The organism is Azospirillum humicireducens, from assembly GCF_001639105.2.
Taxonomy (GTDB): domain Bacteria; phylum Pseudomonadota; class Alphaproteobacteria; order Azospirillales; family Azospirillaceae; genus Azospirillum; species Azospirillum humicireducens.
Map to the genome: position 1 here is coordinate 122604 of NZ_CP028904.1, position 16118 is coordinate 138721.

At 66.1% G+C, this 16118-nt stretch carries 14 protein-coding genes and 1 pseudogene; 5 read left to right on the forward strand and 10 right to left on the reverse strand.

Features of this window, described 5'->3' with window-relative positions:
• Positions 1-38: 38 nt before the first annotated feature.
• The 4 genes from A6A40_RS22670 to A6A40_RS22680 are packed head-to-tail and all read right to left on the reverse strand — an operon-like array spanning position 39 to position 3165.
• Positions 39-1316, reverse strand: coding sequence for an NAD(P)/FAD-dependent oxidoreductase (locus tag A6A40_RS22670; protein WP_108548158.1), 1278 nt, complete (start codon positions 1314-1316; stop codon positions 39-41).
• 35 nt (positions 1317-1351) lie between these two features.
• Positions 1352-1534 carry a hypothetical protein gene (locus A6A40_RS30500; protein ID WP_146191613.1) on the reverse strand — a complete coding sequence of 61 codons (183 nt, stop codon included), beginning with the start codon at positions 1532-1534 and terminating at the stop codon, positions 1352-1354.
• Positions 1535-1547: 13 nt separating this feature from the next.
• The gene (locus A6A40_RS22675) at positions 1548-2009 is read right to left on the reverse strand and encodes a RidA family protein (RefSeq protein ID WP_418208626.1); all 462 of its coding nucleotides are present in this window, start codon (positions 2007-2009) and stop codon (positions 1548-1550) included.
• A gap of 1 nt (position 2010) precedes the next feature.
• Positions 2011-3165 (reverse strand): DSD1 family PLP-dependent enzyme, encoded by a 1155-nt coding sequence (locus A6A40_RS22680; protein WP_236783972.1) that lies wholly within the window; start codon positions 3163-3165, stop codon positions 2011-2013.
• A 123-nt stretch (positions 3166-3288) separates the two neighbouring features.
• Between A6A40_RS22680 and A6A40_RS22685 the strand changes: the two genes are divergently transcribed.
• Positions 3289-4239: a LysR family transcriptional regulator gene (locus tag A6A40_RS22685; protein WP_108548160.1), complete on the forward strand. Its 951-nt coding sequence runs from the start codon at positions 3289-3291 to the stop codon at positions 4237-4239.
• Between the two features lie 72 nt (positions 4240-4311).
• Here the strand turns inward: A6A40_RS22685 and A6A40_RS32460 are convergent.
• The 6 genes and pseudogenes from A6A40_RS32460 to uxuA form a co-directional block, all read right to left on the reverse strand.
• Positions 4312-4545: pseudogene (locus A6A40_RS32460) on the reverse strand (DDE-type integrase/transposase/recombinase); the annotation flags it as partial.
• Between the two features lie 33 nt (positions 4546-4578).
• Complete coding sequence (locus A6A40_RS22695; RefSeq protein ID WP_108548161.1) at positions 4579-5592, reverse strand: LacI family DNA-binding transcriptional regulator; 1014 nt, start codon at positions 5590-5592, stop codon at positions 4579-4581.
• A 101-nt stretch (positions 5593-5693) separates the two neighbouring features.
• Positions 5694-8168, reverse strand: coding sequence for a glycoside hydrolase family 31 protein (locus tag A6A40_RS22700; protein ID WP_108548162.1), 2475 nt, complete (start codon positions 8166-8168; stop codon positions 5694-5696).
• A 75-nt stretch (positions 8169-8243) separates the two neighbouring features.
• Positions 8244-9530, reverse strand: coding sequence for an MFS transporter (locus A6A40_RS22705; RefSeq protein WP_108548163.1), 1287 nt, complete (start codon positions 9528-9530; stop codon positions 8244-8246).
• 153 nt (positions 9531-9683) lie between these two features.
• A complete protein-coding gene (locus A6A40_RS22710; RefSeq protein WP_108548164.1) occupies positions 9684-10541 on the reverse strand; it encodes an SDR family oxidoreductase in 858 nt (285 codons plus the stop codon).
• Between the two features lie 11 nt (positions 10542-10552).
• The gene (gene uxuA / locus A6A40_RS22715; protein WP_108548165.1) at positions 10553-11629 is read right to left on the reverse strand and encodes a mannonate dehydratase; all 1077 of its coding nucleotides are present in this window, start codon (positions 11627-11629) and stop codon (positions 10553-10555) included.
• Positions 11630-11843: 214 nt separating this feature from the next.
• Here uxuA and A6A40_RS22720 point away from each other — a divergent pair, with 214 nt between their 5' ends.
• From A6A40_RS22720 to A6A40_RS22730, 4 genes are all read left to right on the forward strand, one after another.
• Positions 11844-12674, forward strand: a complete 831-nt coding sequence (locus A6A40_RS22720; RefSeq protein ID WP_236783973.1) for a FadR/GntR family transcriptional regulator — start codon at positions 11844-11846, stop codon at positions 12672-12674.
• Positions 12675-13453: 779 nt separating this feature from the next.
• Positions 13454-15643, forward strand: a complete 2190-nt coding sequence (locus A6A40_RS22725; protein ID WP_108548167.1) for a TonB-dependent receptor — start codon at positions 13454-13456, stop codon at positions 15641-15643.
• The gene (locus tag A6A40_RS30505) at positions 15633-15842 is read left to right on the forward strand and encodes a hypothetical protein (protein ID WP_146191614.1); all 210 of its coding nucleotides are present in this window, start codon (positions 15633-15635) and stop codon (positions 15840-15842) included. Before A6A40_RS22725 ends, A6A40_RS30505 begins: the two co-directional genes overlap by 11 nt.
• Positions 15839-16111, forward strand: a complete 273-nt coding sequence (locus tag A6A40_RS22730; RefSeq protein ID WP_108548168.1) for a hypothetical protein — start codon at positions 15839-15841, stop codon at positions 16109-16111. The genes A6A40_RS30505 and A6A40_RS22730 overlap by 4 nt, the downstream gene beginning before the upstream one ends.
• Positions 16112-16118: the final 7 nt, after the last annotated feature.

Below are 16118 nucleotides of genomic sequence, written 5' to 3' on the forward strand. Positions count from 1 at the left end.
GCGGCCGTCGCGGACCGATCCGCTGTCCGGGCCGGTTCTCAGTGCAGAATGTCCTGCAGCTTGTAATAGGCGCCGACGAAGGGCAGGAACCAGGTGGGACCGAAATGGCCAGGAATGGCAGGCCAGTCGAAGTCGCGCAATGGATTGGCGGCGGCATTGCCGTCCATGACCTTGGCCATGACCTGGCCCATGTGGGTCGACATCTGGGTTCCGTGGCCGCTGTAGCCCATGGAATAGAACAGGCCGTCCCGTTCCCCGGCCCGCGGCAGGCGGTCCGCCGTCATGTCCACCATGCCGCCCCAGCAATAATCGATCCTGGCATCGGACAGGTCGGGGAAGATCTCGAGCATCGACCGCCGGAGGATGGTGCCGCTCTTGACATCCGATCGGGCATTGGATTTGGCGAAGCGCGCCCGGCCGCCGAACAGCAGCCGGTTGTCCGGCGTGACGCGGAAGTAGCAGACGAAGTTCCTGGTGTCCGTCACGTTGCGGCGATGCGGCAGCAGGGCGTCCAGGCTTGCGGGCGACAGGGGCTCCGTCGCGATCAGAAAGGCGCCGACCGGCACAATGCGGCGGCGGAAATAAGAGAGGGGACCGACCGCCGAGGTGCCGGTCGCCAGCAGGACCTGCTTGGCGGTGACGGAACCGGTGGGGGTGGAGAGCCGGTGCGCGTATCCGCTCAGCCGCGTCAGGCCGATGACCGGCGTGTTCTCATGCAGCCGCACTCCCTGGCGTGCGGCCGCCGTCGCCAATCCATGGGCGAACTTGCCCATATGCATGGCGGCACTCTTGGGAAAGATCAGGCCGCCGAAATAGCGGTCGCTGCCCAGCTCGTTCCTGAGATCCTGTCGTGAAACCATATAGCTGTCGGGGTCGGCACCACGCGCCATCAGGTCCTGCGAGCGCGCGAGCTTGTCGTAATGCGCCGGTTTCGCCGCCACCTTCAGCTTGCCGACCCGCTTGAAATCGCAGTCGATGCCTTCCTCGCGGACGATGCGCTCGACGGTGTCGACCGCGGCGTCATAGCTCAGGTAGAGCCGCTTGGCGGCGTCCGCGCCCAGGCGGCCGACCATCGCGGCATAATCGCCGGCGAAGCCGTTGTTGCACATGCCGCCGTTGCGCCCGGATGCGGCTCCGCCCAACTGTCCGGCGTCCAGCAGGATGACCCGTGCGCCCTTCTTCGCCAGGGCGAGCGAGGCCGACAGGCCGGTGAAGCCGCCGCCGACGATCGCCACGTCATAGTCGCCCTCGACCGGTCCCTGGTGGACAGCGAGGAACTTGGGGACGGTGTCGAGCCAATAAGGTGTCAGTTTCATCGCATTCGCCTCAACCGAAGGGCTGGCTTGCAAGGTCATGGATGCGCACCGGCCCGGCCGCCGGAGGGCGTGTGCCCCAGCCCGAGCCCCAGCCCGAGAGCGGCGCTCAAGTCCTCCCGGCGATAGGGCCGGCCGACCGCTTGCGGCAGCGGCAGCGCGCCGTCGAGGTCAGCGGCCGTCACGGCGCTCCGCATCAGGGGGGCAGCGGCGGGAATCACCGTTCCAACTCCTTCAGGGACTCCACCCGTTTGATGGTGTGCTGGTCCCGGCTCCGTGGTGCGGGGCAGCGGCCCGGACCGCGATGGCGTCGATTTCCACCAGATAGCCGTAATGGAGCTCAGGCACCGGGACGACCGAGCGCGCCGGTCTGGCGTCCCCCAGCATCTCCGCATAGATCGCGTTGAAGCGCGGCCAGTTCGCCACGCCCACCAGATAGACGGTCACCTTCAGCAGGGTCGCGGCGTTGCCGCCGGCGGCCTCCACCACCGCGATCATGTTCCTGATCGCAAGGCGGGCCTGCCGGTCGAAATCCGCGTCCGCGTGATGGGTGCCGTCGGGCGCGATGGGCAACTGGCCCGAAACATAGATGAGGTCGCCATGACGGACGCCCTGGGAATAATGACCTCCCGCCGGCGCTGCGCCGTCGGTGGATATGGGCGCCACGTCCAAGCCCTGTGACATCGGGTCCGTCATGTCACCACCCTCCGAAGCGGGGCCAGACGGCCTCGATCTTGTCGCTGCCGCTTCGCATCACATGATAGGCCCCGTGCTGGGCGCCGGTGGCGCAGGCGTGGTTGGGGAGGATGCGCACGCGGGTGCCGATCGGCAGGTCGGGCAGCCGGGCGTCCGTTCCCGGACGCAAGGCGATGATCCCGTGTTCCTGGTTGGCGTCGGACAGGATCAGGTCACCGAACGGCTTTCCGTTGATGTCACAGACGAGGCCGTAGCCCTGGTCGATCCTCTGTTTGGAGGTTCCGCGGTCGCGGGACATGGCCATCCAGCCGGCATCGACCAGAATCCAGCCCTTTTCCGGCTGATGGCCGATGACCGTCGCAAGCACGGAAAGCGCGATCTCATCGATGCTGCAGACGCCGATGCCCGCCATCACAAGGTCGAAGAAGACGAACACGCCGGCGCGCACCTCCGTCACCCCGTCCAGCGCCTCCGCGAAATGGGCGGTGGGCGTCGAGCCCACGCTGACCACCGGACAGGCGAAGCCGGCCTCGCGCAGCAGGGTCGCCGCCTCTACCGCGCTGGCGCGCTCCACCTCGGCGCAGTGGCGCAGGGCGTCGTCGCCGACCGCGCCGTAGCTTGCCCCCGCATGGGTCAGGACGCCGCGCAGACGGCCGCCATCCTCCAGCGACCGGGCGATCCGGACCAGCGTCGCCCCGTCGGCGGGCAGAACCCCGGACCGGTGTCCGTCGCAGTCGATCTCGATGAGGGCGGGAATCGGATCCCCTGTCCGCCGGGATGCTTCGGCTACAGCCCGGGCCTGGTCCACGGTATCGAGCGTGACGGCCAGATCGACGCCGCGGGCGCGCAGCGCCAGGATGCGGTCGATCTTGTCCGGAGAAACGCCCACCGCATAGATCAAATCCCGGACACCCGCATCGGCGAACTGTTCCGCCTCCTTCAAGGTGGAGACCGTCGCCGGGCCCGACGGGGACATCATCACCTGCTGCGCGGCGTCGACTGATTTCGCCGTCTTCAGATGCGGCCTCAAGGTCACGCCCAGCCTGTCGAGCCTCTGGCGGAGGCGGCGGACATTGCGGTCCATACGGTCCCGGTCGAGAAGGAGGCAAGGGGTGCCGACATCCATCAGGCCAAGGGCTTGGGAGAGGTTTCGCATCGGGTCATCCAGCATGGCCAAGGTCCGTTCCGCGGCTCAAGACCGCGACAGTCCTTGCATTCTAGGGCATGCCATGTAGCATGCAATTAATGATGTCTACAGGCATTATTAAGGTAGCACTTAATGCTCACGAGCGATGATCTTGTCTTCTTCGGCGTCGTTTCCAGCTCCTCCTCGCTCGCCGAGGCCGCAAGGACGCTCAATGTGACGCCGCCTGCCGTCACGCAGCGGCTGAAGGCGCTCGAGCAGCGCGTCGGCGTCCGCTTGATGGAGCGCACGGGCCGCGGGCTTGCCCTCACCGACGAAGGCGAACTGCTGGTCGCTGAAGGAGCGGCCATCATCGAGGCCATCGAAGGGCTGGCTGAGTCGCTCGACCGGCGGACATCGCGGGTCAGAGGCAGGCTGAGGATCGCGGCGCCTTATGGGTTCGGGCGGGAGCATGTCGCGCCGGTCGCGGCGAATTTCGCGCGACAGCATCCGGAGGCCACCGTTGCGCTGGAGCTGTCCGACCATCCCAATGTGCTGACGGCCGACAGCTGGGATGTCGTGATCCATATCGGCACGCTCAATGCTGCCGAACGGCTGGTCACGACGCTCGCGCCGAACGGACGGGTGGTCTGCGCCTCTCCGGCCTATCTTGCGGAACACCCTCCCATCGAACAGCCCGAAGACCTTCTAGAACATCGCTGCCTCGCCCTCAGGGAGAATGACGAGGATGTGACGCTGTGGCGCTTTTCCCATTCGGCCGGGAGCGCCAGAACGGTCCGCATCAAGCCGGCGATGTCCACCAACGACGGTACGATCCTGCGAACCTGGGCGATAGCGGGGCTTGGTGTCATCGTCCGGTCGGAGTGGGACGCCACCCAGGATCTCGCCGCCGGCCGGCTGGTCCGGATCCTGTCGGATTGGCTATGTCCGGCTGCGGATGTCGTCGCCTTGCTGAGCACCCGCCATGGCCGCAGCCGGAGGTCCACGGCGTTTCTGGCGATGATGCGTGAAGCCCTGAATCCGCCTCCCTGGCGCCTGCGCGACCAGAGCTCTTCCCCACGCTGGCCTGACAACATGTTGGATTAGGCTGCCGGGCCGGCTCTGCTGCAAAGTTTTCCGGCGATCGCGAGATGATGGTTACGGGCATCGCCGCCGACGCTATGCGTCCTGGCGCTCGAACTGCTGGGTGATGAACTGCAGGGCCTTGGGGAGCGCGTCGCCCCGCATGTCGCGGGTGATGGTGAAGCTGGACGCTTGGCCGTTGCGGAGCGCCCGCATCACCTCAAATCCCTTGATCGTCGCGTAGGCCGTCTTCAGGGTCTTGAAGCCCCGCACCGGGCTGATCAGCTGCTTCAGCTTGCCGTGGTCGGACACCACGACGTTGTTCAGATGCTTGCGCCCGACTGTCCGGGATCGGGGAACAGGTCAGTCGTGAAAGGGCAGTATGGCTGCTTCGGGAGTTTCTCCGCGCCAGATCGCCTGCAACTGCCCGACGATGTGGTGCCCGAACTCTGCATAGGGCACATGGATGGAATCGAGCCAGGGAGCGATCCAGCCATTGAGATCGCTGCCATCGATGCTGATGACGGGGCAGTCGTCCGGAATGCGGATGCCCTGTTCCATGGCGAAGCGGTAGACGCCATAGGCGATCTGGTCGCTGACACCAAGAATACCGTCCGGCCCAGGCCGCCCGGCAAAGAGCGTCCCTGCGGCGGCATAGCCGACGTCCAGATGCGACAGGCCCGGCGCCTTCACTCTGGCCAGCCGGTCCGGCGGAATGCCCAGTTCCGTCATCCGGCGGCAGAAACCGGCCTCGCGCTCCAGCGTCACGACCGAACCCTCCAACGGCATGATGACTGCCGGGCTCCGGCAGCCGCGCGCCCACAGCCGGTCGGCCGCAGCCGCCCCCGCCGCCTCGTTGTCGATGCCGACGAAGGCGCCCGGAGCATCGGGGTCGGCGGCGTAGGGGTTGGGACGGCAGGCGAAGACGACCGGCTCGCCGCGGGCGACGAAATCGGCCAGCCCCGGACTCTTGATGTTGGTGACGAGGATGTAGCCGCCGACCGACTGCGACCGCATCGCCTGCAGATACTCGTCCTGCAGATCCTCGCGGTCATGGGTGTCGCACAGCGTCATGACATGGCCGATGTCGCGCAACGCCGCTTCGGTGGCCGTGGCGATCATGGCCATGACCGGGTTGTTGAGGTTCGCGGTCAGCATCGCCACGACCCGGCTTCTCCCCTGCTTCAGGGCGCGGCCGATCTGGTTCGGCTTGTAGCCCAGCGACTCCACCGCCTGCTGGATGCGAGTCACGGTTTCGGGCGAGGCGCGGTGGGTCTGGCCGTTGACGATGCGCGATACCGTAGAGATCGACACACCGGTCGCGGCGGCGATGGTGGCGAGCGAAACCGGCCCCGCCGCCTTGCGACTCTTTTCCATGGTCCGTTCGCCCCCTCTTGCTGCCGGTCCGTCCGTCCGGCCCTTGATACACTGTCAGGACGGAACCGGCAGCAGGTCTGACGCGGAGCGGTTGCTGCCGGTCAGGCGCCGGCCAGCGCGACGGCGACGGTCCGCCAGCCGTCGGCGGTGCGTTCAGATACCGTCGTGCCGCCGACGATCTCGAGGGTGCGGCGCTCCTGCGGGGGCAGAAGCAGGGTCAGGGCCGTGGCGACCGGCGGGCGGTTGCCCTCCTTGGCAATCGCCACGGTCAGGCGGTCGGCCCCGGCAGTGACGGCCACCGTCCAGCGGCCATGGCCACCGGTGCGGTAGGCCTCGCTGTCACCGTCATCCTCGTAGCATTCGGTCTGGAATGCACCGGTGCCGCGGTGGGGGAACAGGACGAAGCCGCGCTCGTCAGCTCCCTGGGTGGCCCCCTGGTTGAAATGCTGCTCGGCGAGGTTCAGCGGAATGGCGCAACCGGCCCGCGCCAGCAGCGGCGGACGGTCCCACGGCGCCGCCAGCGTCACCGTTTGGCCGCCGGCGAAGCTCTCGCCGGTCCAGGCGTCGTACCAGTCGGTCCCCGCCGGCAGATAGACCTCGCGGTCCCGCCGGCCCGGCTCCACCACCGGCGCCACCAGCAGGTTGGAGCCCAGCATCATCTCATCATTTTCGTCGAAGCAGCGCGGGTCCTCGGGGAAATCGAGGAAGGTCGGCCGGATCATCGGCTCGTAGGAGGCGTGATAGCGCCACAGCAGGTCGTAGAGATAGGGGACCAGCCGGGCGCGCAGCTTGATCAGCCGGCTGATCGCCGGGGTGATCTCCTGATACATCCAGGGCTCGTTGACGGTCTTGTCGTCGTTCCAGGAATGGATCGAGAAGCGCGGCAGGAAGATGCCGAACTGCACCCAGCGCAGGAACAGCTCCGCATCGGGGGCCGGGCCGGCGAAGCCGCCGATGTCGTGGCCGGTGTTGGACACGCCCGACAGAGCGAGGCCGGTGCCCATGCGCACATTGTATTTCAGAGTTTCCCAGCTGGTGTAATTGTCGCCCGACCAGGTCTGCACATAGCGCTGCATGCCGGCGGCCCCGGCGCGCGAGATCAGGAAGGGCCGGGTGGCGGGCGCGAACTCCTTCTGGGCCTCTTTCGAGGCGCGGATCATCAGCAGCGTGTGCAGCGGCTTGGCCTCGCGCGCCGGGAAGGGCGTGCCGAAGCCGGCCGCCAGGGCGCGGTCGCTCCAGATCTCGAACTCGTTGTTGTCGTTCCAGGTGGCGGCGATGCCGGTTTCCAGCAGCGCCTCCTTCACCCGCGCCTTCCACCAGTCCAGCGTCTTGGGGTTGGTGAAGTCGAGATAGGCGCCGGCCTCGTCCCAGAACTGCACCATCGCCGGGCTGCCGTCGGGATCGCGCACCAGCAGCCCCTCGCGCACCGCCTCCTCGAAGCGCGGGTGGTCGCGCAGCAGGCATGGCTTGATGTTGGCGCACAGCCGTACGCCATGGTCGAGGTAATGGTGGGCGAAGGCGGCCGGGTCGGGGAACTTGTCGCGGTTCCAGTGGAAGACATAGCGTTTGTCGGCGATGGACGTGTAGCCCGACGACAGGTGGAAGGAATCGCAGAGGATGTCATGTTCCTCGCACTTCGCCAGGAACTCGTTCATGCGGTCCTGGGCGTCGGGCGCGTCGGTGTAGGTCATGGTCGAGCCGGAATAGCCCAGGCTCCATTTCGGCATGAAGGCGGGACGGCCGGTCAGCCAGGTGAAGCGCCGGGTGATGTCGGCCGGAGCCGAACCGGCGATGACGTAGTAATCGAGGTCGCCGGCATCGGCGACGAAATAGCGGTAATGGCCGTGGTAGTTGTCCAGCTCCCGGCCCATGTCGAAGCTGCAGTCGGACAGGGTGTCGTAGAAGATGCCGAGCGGGACCTGCGCCGCCTTCTTCCAGGTGATGTAGAAGGGGATGTGCTTGTAGAGCGGATCGGTCGTCCGGGCGCTGTAGCCCATCGCGTCCAGATTGCTCATCCGGTAGGACTGGCCGTGGCGGTCGGCGGTCCCCGAGCGCTCGCCCAGGCCGAAATACATCTCGTCGGCGCCGTCGCGCTTCAGATAGTGATAGACCCGCTCGTCCCACCAGCCGAAATTATAGTTCTGGGTCGGACGGTCGGCGGCCACCGCATGCCACGTTCCGCGCACCAGGGTTTCCCAGCGGCAGAACAGGCCGGTCAGCGCGACGGTCAGGCGCAACCGCGCGGTGGCGACGACCAGGCTGCCGGCGCTCTCCTCCACCGTGAAGGCCGGGCAGGAGAAGCCGGTCAGGTCGAAGCGGTCGCGGCCCTCCGCCGGCACATCCTCCGCCCCCGGCGCCACCGTCCAACTGCGCGGGCTGCGCAGCGTGCCGCCGGGCAGCACCATGACGCGGACGATGTCGTCCTCCAGAACGAACAGGTGGGCGACATGGCCGCCCTCGGCCGCGCGCAGGGTCAGGCGGGCGCCGTCCCGCTCCGCCAGGGCGAAGACCGGGGGGGCGGACAGCGACGTCGCGGTTCGGGCGGAAGCCGACGGGGTCGGAAGCGGCTGGGTCATGATGGGTCTCGATGGGTTTGCAAGGGGGCGGCGCCGGAGACGCCGCGCCCCGTGGGAACTTTTGAGGACTTGCGGTCAGCGGGCGGCAGCGATCCCTGCCGGGGTCTTGTCGCCGCGGTCGCGCAGCAGAGCGATGGCGACGCAGGCGCCGACCAGATCGAAGACGGTCAGGCAGACGAACAGCGGAGCGAAGCCGATGGTGGTCGCCAGCGCGCCGACGATCAGCGAGAAGGTCAGGCCGCCGGTCCAGGACGCCATGCCGGTCAGGCCGTTGGCGGTCGCCACCTCGTGGCTTTCGAAGACGTCGGCGCTCAGCGTGTTGATCAGGGCCGAGATCATCTGGTGGGCGAAGCCGCCGATGCAGAACAGGGCGATGGCGGTGTAGGCGTCGGTGGCAAGGCCGATCAGGCCGGGGCCGATCATGCAGATCGCGCCGATGACGATGCCGGCCAGACGCGAATTAACCACCGAGAACTTGAAGTGCTTCATGAAGAAGGGCGAGAGATAGCCGCCCAGGATGCCGCCGAAATCTGCCGCCAGGAACGGCATCCAGGCGAACATGGCGATCTGCTTGATGTCCATGCCGCGTTCGGTGGCGAGATAGAGCGGGATCCAGAAGCTGAAGGTCTGCCACGCCGGTTCGGCCAGGAAGCGCGGGATGGCGATGCCCCAGAAACGCTTGGTGCTGAGGATCTCCTTGACCTTGGGCTTGGCGCGGACGCCGTCGGCATCGATCACCGGCGGATTCTGGCCGGCGACGATGTAGGCGTGTTCCTCGGCGGTGATGTTGGGATGCTCACCCGGCGAGCGGTAGAACATCCACCACAGCGCTGCGAAAACGAAACCGAGAGCGCCGGTGACGATGAAGGCGGCCGACCAGCCGTGCTGCATCTGCACATAGACGACCAGCGGCGGCGCCAGCATCGCGCCCAGCGAGGTGCCGGCGTTGAACCAGCCGACCGCGACGGAACGCTCCTGCTTCGGGAACCACTCGCCGACCGCCTTGATGCCGGACGGGATGGCCGCGGCCTCGGTCAGGCCGAGCATACCGCGGAACAGGGCGAGCGACACCCAGCCGGTGGCGAAGCCGTGCAGGCAGTTGGACACCGACCACAGGACGGCGAACAGCGCGAAGCCGATCTTCAGCCCGAGGAAGTCGACGATATAGCCGCAGACCGGCTGCATCACCGTGTAGGCGAGCTGGAAGGCTGCAACGACATAGGAATATTCCTGCGTCGTGAAGTTCATCTCGGTCTTCAGGATGGGGGCCATCACGCCGAGAGAGTTGCGGGCCAGATAATTGACGACGGTTCCCAGGCAGATCAGAACGATGATCCACCATCTCAATCCCTTGATCTTCAACGTTTCCTCCAAAAGCGGGCAGCATCGTGGCTTTTCTTGGAGCGGTCCATGGCAGGACGGCCCGGAATCGGAAAGCGGCGGTGCCGGGGGGATGGCCCGGTTTGAACGGCCGCCGGGCGTCGGCCTTTCGAGATGAGAGCGGAGGATGGGGCGTCAGACGCCCGAATAGGCGGCGAAGCCGCCATCCACCGGAATGACGGTGCCGTTGACGAAGCCGGACGCCTTGGCGCTGGCCAGCCACAGCAGGGTGCCGGTCAGCTCGTGCGCCTCGCCGAAGCGGCCCATCGGGGTGTGGTCGACGATCTTGCGGGCGCGCGGCGTCATCTCGCCGGTGGCCGCGTCGATCAGCAGGGCGTGGTTCTGCGCGGTCAGGAAGAAGCCCGGCGCCATGGCGTTGACGCGGATGCCCGCCTTGGCGAAATGCACCGCCAGCCATTGCGTGAAGTTGCTGACCGCCGCCTTGGCACCGCTGTAGGCGGGGATCTTGGTCAGCGGGCGGAAGGCGTTCATCGAGGAGACGTTGATGATGCCGCAGCCCTGGCGGCCGATCATCTGGCGGGCGAAGATCTGGGTCGGCAGCAAGGTGCCGAGGAAGTTCAGGTCGAAGACGAACTTGATGCCGACGGGATCGAGGTCGAAGAAGCTGGTCAGCGACGGATCGTCGGGATCGCCCTCCTCCAGCCATTCCTTTGTGGTGGTGCCGCGCGGGTGGTTGCCGCCGGCGCCGTTGACCAGCAGGTCGCACGGCCCCAGGCTTTCCAGCACAATGGCCGCCGCCCGCTCCAGCGAGGCGCGGTCGAGCACGTCGGCGGCGATGCCGATGGCCTCGCGGCCTTCGGCCCGCAGCGACGACGCCACCTGTTCGGCGGCCTCCGCTTTCAGGTCGAGGATTGCGACATGGGCGCCGGCCTCGGCCAGCGCGCGGGCGAAACCGGCGCACAGGACGCCGCCACCGCCGGTGACGACGGCGACCTTGCCCTGGAGATCGGCGGGGTTGAACGGATTTTCCATGGCCGGTCGCCTCACTTACCGCCGGTCGTCTTGGCGGCCGTCTTGGCGGCTTCGCCCTTGGCGACGCCTTCCCACAGGCCGTTCAGGTAGACGGCGCCCAGCGCCCGGTCATACAGGCCGTAGCCCGGCTTGCCGGTCTCGCCCCAGATCATGCGGCCATGGTCGGGCCGGGCATAGCCGTCGAAACCGGCTTCGTAATAGGCCTTGACGATCTCTGCCATGTCGAGCGAGCCGTCGGCGGAGCGGTGGCTGGTCTCATGGAAGTCGCCGGCCTCATTGATCTTGACGTTGCGCAGATGGGCGAAGTGGATGCGCTTGCGTCCGGCGAATTCGCGCACCAGGGCCGGGATGTCGTTCTTGCAGGACGCACCGAGCGAACCCGAGCAAAGCGTCAGCCCGTTGGCCGGATCGTCGACGATGGCCAGCAGCCGCTGCAGGTCGGCGCGGTCCTTGACGATGCGCGGCAGGCCGAAGATGGGGCGGGGCGGATCGTCCGGATGGATCGCCATGCGGATCCCCGCCTCGGCGGCGACCGGGATGATGCGCTTCAGGAAATATTCGAGGTTCCGCCACAGAATCTCCTCGTCCACCTCGGCATAGTCGGCCAGCAGGGCCTTCAGCTCCTCCGGGCGATAGCTGGCGTCCCAGCCGGGCAGGGAGATGCCCTTGCTGACGTCGATCTTCTCGACCGTCTCGGTGTCGAAGGCCAGCGTGGTGGAGCCGTCCGGCAGCGTCATGTCGAGCGCCGTGCGGGTCCAGTCGAACACCGGCATGAAGTTGTAGCAGATCACCTTGATGCCGCACTGGGCGAGATTACGGATCGTCGTGCAGTAATTGTCGATCAGCCGGTCGCGCGACGGCTTGCCCAGCTTGATGTCCTCATGGACCGGAACGCTCTCGATCACCTCGAGTTCCAGTCCGTGGGCTTCGATCTTGCTCTTGAGCGCCTGGATGTTGGCGACCGGCCAGACCTCTCCCACCGGCACGTCGTAGACGGCGGACACGATGCCGGTCATGCCGGGGATCTGCCGGATATGGCTGAGCGGGATCGGATCGGAATCGCCGTACCAGCGGAAGGTCATCTTCATCGTCGGTCTCGTTGATGGCTTGCCGGCCGGTGGCACCGGCCCGGTGGGGGAGGATGGAACAGGTCAGGTGCATGAGTCGGATCGATGGTCCGGTGGCCCACTGGCCTGACCACTAGGCAAACGTTAGCCTAACCTCTTGCCCGGCTGCAAGAGGGCTTTGAAGGCACAGCCTTGGGGAGCGGGGAGGCCGTTTCCGGCAAATGGCTGATGGGGCTTGGATCTTGCGCCGTCGATGGTGTTGGATGCGTCACCGCGTCGCACAGGTGCCGGGCCTGACCGGCGCGATCATCGCGGCCCGTGCAAGCAAGAGTGGTTCCGGAGCTGTGTCATGGATTTGCCGACTGTCAAGGTCGAGCGCCTGTATCGCCAGATATCGAACGTGCTGATCCAATTCATCCGCGATGGCCATTTTGCGCCGGGGCAGATGCTGCCGGGGGAACGCGATCTCGCCAAACAGCTCGGCGTCAGCCGATCCTCGGTGCGGGAGGCGCTGATCGCGTTGGAGATCAACGGCTGGGTCGAGATCCGGACGGGGCACGGGGTTTATGTGCGCCCGGCCCTTCCCAGCGGTGCGGAGGATGTGGCGGGAGAAGACACGGCCGACGAGGGCATCGGCGTCGAAGCGCTGATGGAGGCTCGGGAGACGATCGAAGGGGAAATCGCAGCGCTCGCCGCGAAGAAGGCGACGGAGGCGCAGCTTCTCGACATCACCCGCATCCTCGAACGGATGGAAGAGGATGCGGCGACCGGCGACATGGAGACCTTCCATGAGCATGACCGGCACTTCCACCAGATGATCGGTGCGATGACCGGGAATCCAGTGTTCGTGGAAATCACCGACATGCTGTGGAGGAAGCGCAAGACCCTCCACTATGCGAAGTTCGAACGCCGGTATTCGGACGGTTCGATCATCGTCAGCATGTGCGCCGATCACCGGGTGATCCTGGAGGCGATCCGCAGCCGCGGCGCCGGAACTGCCAGACAGGCGATGCGCAGGCATATCCGGAACGCGCAGAAATGTCTGTTCGACGGTCGCGGGAAGTAATTCTACTCTGTCATAAATACTGTTTTTGGAAGATGGCCTGCGGTTCGAACGGCATTGAAGCGTCGTTCACAGCCAGTTTCAAAAGTCAGGTGCCGTCGTCTTGCTGTGCCTGCGCGCGCGTCCGGTGGAGGAGCTGCGGCGTTGTTCCTGGCGATGGGGTAGGGCAGGGCGCTCGGTGGCTGGCTCTTCGACCGAAATTTGGACCGTGTGGATTCCCATCACGGGATTTTGGCATCGCGCATGGCCTGGATGCTCTGGCCGAAGTCGGGCGCGTCCATGGTTGCTTTCCCCCTCTGCCGTCTCCCGACTTGCGGTCTGTTCATTCATTGCACTTTTGAATGGCATTGCGCTTTGGAACAGAAAGTGCGACTGCGAATCATTTTCATTATTGTGTTTCGTACGTGCCTGAGTATGTTGCTGATCAAACGTGACATATTGCGTTCGACCTAGAGGTCCCGCTTGGGAGGTGTGGAATGGCTTGGGACGATACCGATCAGCCCTTGCTGGCCGGCCTGTAAACGGCTTCCGGCCTCTGGTGGGTGGAGGGGACGCACGGCAGCAAGGCCGACCGCCCGGCTCCTATCGGGCGCGTCTACCGACATTCGGCCGCTGAGCCTGCGCAAGGCGCTCGACGCCACCCAGTGAAAAGTGGCTGCGAGGGTCGAAGTGGACATGCCGGCATCTGGATTTATGGGGAATCCTGATGCTTGGAACGCGATTAATACTCAATCGCTTAAAAAATATTCAACCGATGCCGTGTGCCTTGGGGGGGCGCTGAGATGATGTGGAACGAGAAGGGGCTTATGCGCCCATCGGAAGCCGATTCCGCGTGGGGTGGACTGAAGAGCGGCGTCTCGCATGCCGTGCTGCTTTGGGCGCTGGCGCTGACCGGACCGGTCGTGCTGGCTGGCGATGCCGCAGCCCAGACCGACGGCGAGGCGCCCGTGGTCCTCGATACCCTTATGGTCGGCGGGACGCCGCAGGCCCGCTACGACAGCCGCAAGACCGATGTCGGCGGCCGGCTCAGCAGCGATATCACCGAGATCCCCCGCACGATCGACGTGGTTCCCGAGCAGTTGCTGCAGGACCAGCACGCGCGGGAAATGGAGGAGGTCTACCGCTACTTCCCCAACGTCGTGAACAACGACGGCTACGGCGGCACGCGCGAGGACTACATCATCCGCGGCTTCCGCCGCCGTGACGACGTCTATCGCAACGGCGTCCGTCTGAAGAGCAACAGCCGCATCGATCCCAGCACCATCGAGAGCATCCAGATCATCAAGGGGCCGGTGTCCGACATCGGTCAGATGACGCCGGGCGGACTGGTGAACATCACCACCAAGAAGCCGAGCTGGACGGCGCGCAACCATCTGGAAGTCAATGTCGACTCCCATGGCGAGCGGCAGACCATGTTCGACAGCACCGGCCCGCTGTCGGAAAATTTCGCCTACCGCATCGTCGGCAGCGCCGAATCGAGCAACAGTTTCCGCGACGACACCCTGGTCCAGCGCCAGTTCTTCGCGCCGACGTTAAGCTGGGTCGGTGCCAGCGGCGCCAGCGTGACCGTCGGCTACGAATTCAGCAAGGACAAGCGGCCGCTCGACCGCGGTTTCATCACCTATCCGGCCGGCGGCAGCCTGCGCAACGTCGCCGACGTCTCGCGCTCGACCCGCTACGATGCGAACTTCAGCAAGCGCGATTCGACCTATCATCAGGGCGAGGTCGACATTTCGATCCCGCTGCATTCCGATAAATGGACGCTCGAAGGCAAGCTGTTCTACAACCACGAACGCACCGACGAAATCCATACCGAGGTGCGCAGCATCCAATCGAACGGGCTGCTGGTCCGCCGGGTCGAAGGCAACGACGACCGCAACCTCGACACCTTCTTCGGCCGGCTGCAGACCAGGGGTGAGTTCGAGGCGCTGCTGCCGGTCAAGCTCGCGACCGGCATCGAATACCGCACCCAGAAGGAAAGCTGGATCAACTATGTCGGCGCCGACCAGGTGGGCGGAACGGTGTCCAACCCGGCGAGCTGGCGCCTGACCGACAACAGCGCGCGACCGACCGCGAGGACCGCGCGCCGGGTCGAGCAGACCGATTTCGGCCCCTTCATCCAGGCCGACATCAGCCTGCTGCCGACGGTGACGCTGACGCTGGGTGCCCGCTACGAACTGTCGAAGGGCAGCGCCCGCGTCGAGAATCTGCTGGGCCGCGGCACGACGGTCGGTTCCTATCCGGTCGACCGCAACCTGACCAAGACCGCCGGGGTGATGTGGAAGGCGTTCGAGGACGTGTCCTTCTTCGCCAACTACGCCGACACCTTCCAGCCGCACAATTTCTACAATGGCGATACGCAGGTCTTCCCGGCCGAGAAGGGACGCCAGTACGAGGTCGGCTCCAAGGTCAACCTGATGGGCGAGCGGCTGTTCATGACGGCATCGCTGTTCGACATCAAGCAGAGCAACGTGGTGGAGTCGGTCAACGGCGTCGCCGTGCTGACCGGTGGGCAGAGATCCCGCGGCGCCGAGCTGTCGGTGGTCGGCAACCCGGCCGAGGGCTGGAACATCCGCGCCGCCGTCGGCTATGTCGATGCCAAGCTGGAAAGCGCCGACCGCAGCATCGACGGCAATCGCCCGACCAACGTGCCGACCCACAATGCCAGCCTGTGGTCGAGCTACGAGTTCAAGGACCCGTCGAGTCCGCTGGTCGGTCTCGGTCTCGGTGCCGGCGTGACCCTGGTCGGCAACCGCTACGGCGATGCGCAGCATACCTTCGAACTGGGCAGCTACACGCTGGTCGATGCCGGGGCCTGGTACTACATCCCGGTCGGCGAGAAGAAGATCCGCTTGGATGTCGGCGTCAAGAACCTGACCGACAAGTCGTATCTGACCGCGTCGGGCGGTACGTACCGTGTTTCGGTCGGTGCGCCGCGGACCGTCTATGGCGGCATCAGCCTTGACTTCTAGGCGGCATCCGTTCGGCCGTCGTGACCGCTGGCGGCTCTGGGGCGCCTTCTGGGCGCTCCAGGCCGCTCTGCTCGCCCTGGCGGTGGTCAGTCTGGGCGGCGAGGCCGGCCTGCTGCTGGCGGTGATGGAGATCGGATTGACCGGCAGCCTGCTGACCGCCCATCTGCGCGAACCGCTCAGGCCGGAGCGGCGGCAATGACACGGCAGGCTTTCCGCGTGTTCCTGATCTCGCTGGTCAGCCTGCTGGCCGGTCTGCCGTTGTCGCTGGCGGCGGTTTCCGGCCTGTGCGCGCTGGCTGGCGTCGGCGGGATCGACCGCATCCACATCGTGATGGTGGCCGGGCCGGTGGTCTGGACATGCCTCTGGTTCGGCATGCTCTGGCTCGCCGGCCCGCGGCCGGTTCGTCCGGGGAATGGCCGTCCGGAAGACGGCCGCCCAGGAAACAGCCGCCCGGAAAACAGCCGTTAGGGAAGGC

Coding starts and splice junctions, on each gene's coding strand:
- A6A40_RS22670 (WP_108548158.1), bottom strand. CDS start 1,316: ATGAAACTGACACCTTATTGGCTCGACACCGTCCCCAAGTTCCTCGCT.
- A6A40_RS22675 (WP_418208626.1), bottom strand. CDS start 2,009: ATGACGGACCCGATGTCACAGGGCTTGGACGTGGCGCCCATATCCACC.
- A6A40_RS22680 (WP_236783972.1), bottom strand. CDS start 3,165: ATGCGAAACCTCTCCCAAGCCCTTGGCCTGATGGATGTCGGCACCCCT.
- A6A40_RS22685 (WP_108548160.1), top strand. CDS start 3,289: ATGCTCACGAGCGATGATCTTGTCTTCTTCGGCGTCGTTTCCAGCTCC.
- A6A40_RS22695 (WP_108548161.1), bottom strand. CDS start 5,592: ATGGAAAAGAGTCGCAAGGCGGCGGGGCCGGTTTCGCTCGCCACCATC.
- A6A40_RS22700 (WP_108548162.1), bottom strand. CDS start 8,168: ATGACCCAGCCGCTTCCGACCCCGTCGGCTTCCGCCCGAACCGCGACG.
- A6A40_RS22710 (WP_108548164.1), bottom strand. CDS start 10,541: ATGGAAAATCCGTTCAACCCCGCCGATCTCCAGGGCAAGGTCGCCGTC.
- uxuA (WP_108548165.1), bottom strand. CDS start 11,629: ATGAAGATGACCTTCCGCTGGTACGGCGATTCCGATCCGATCCCGCTC.
- A6A40_RS22725 (WP_108548167.1), top strand. CDS start 13,454: ATGATGTGGAACGAGAAGGGGCTTATGCGCCCATCGGAAGCCGATTCC.
- A6A40_RS22730 (WP_108548168.1), top strand. CDS start 15,839: ATGACACGGCAGGCTTTCCGCGTGTTCCTGATCTCGCTGGTCAGCCTG.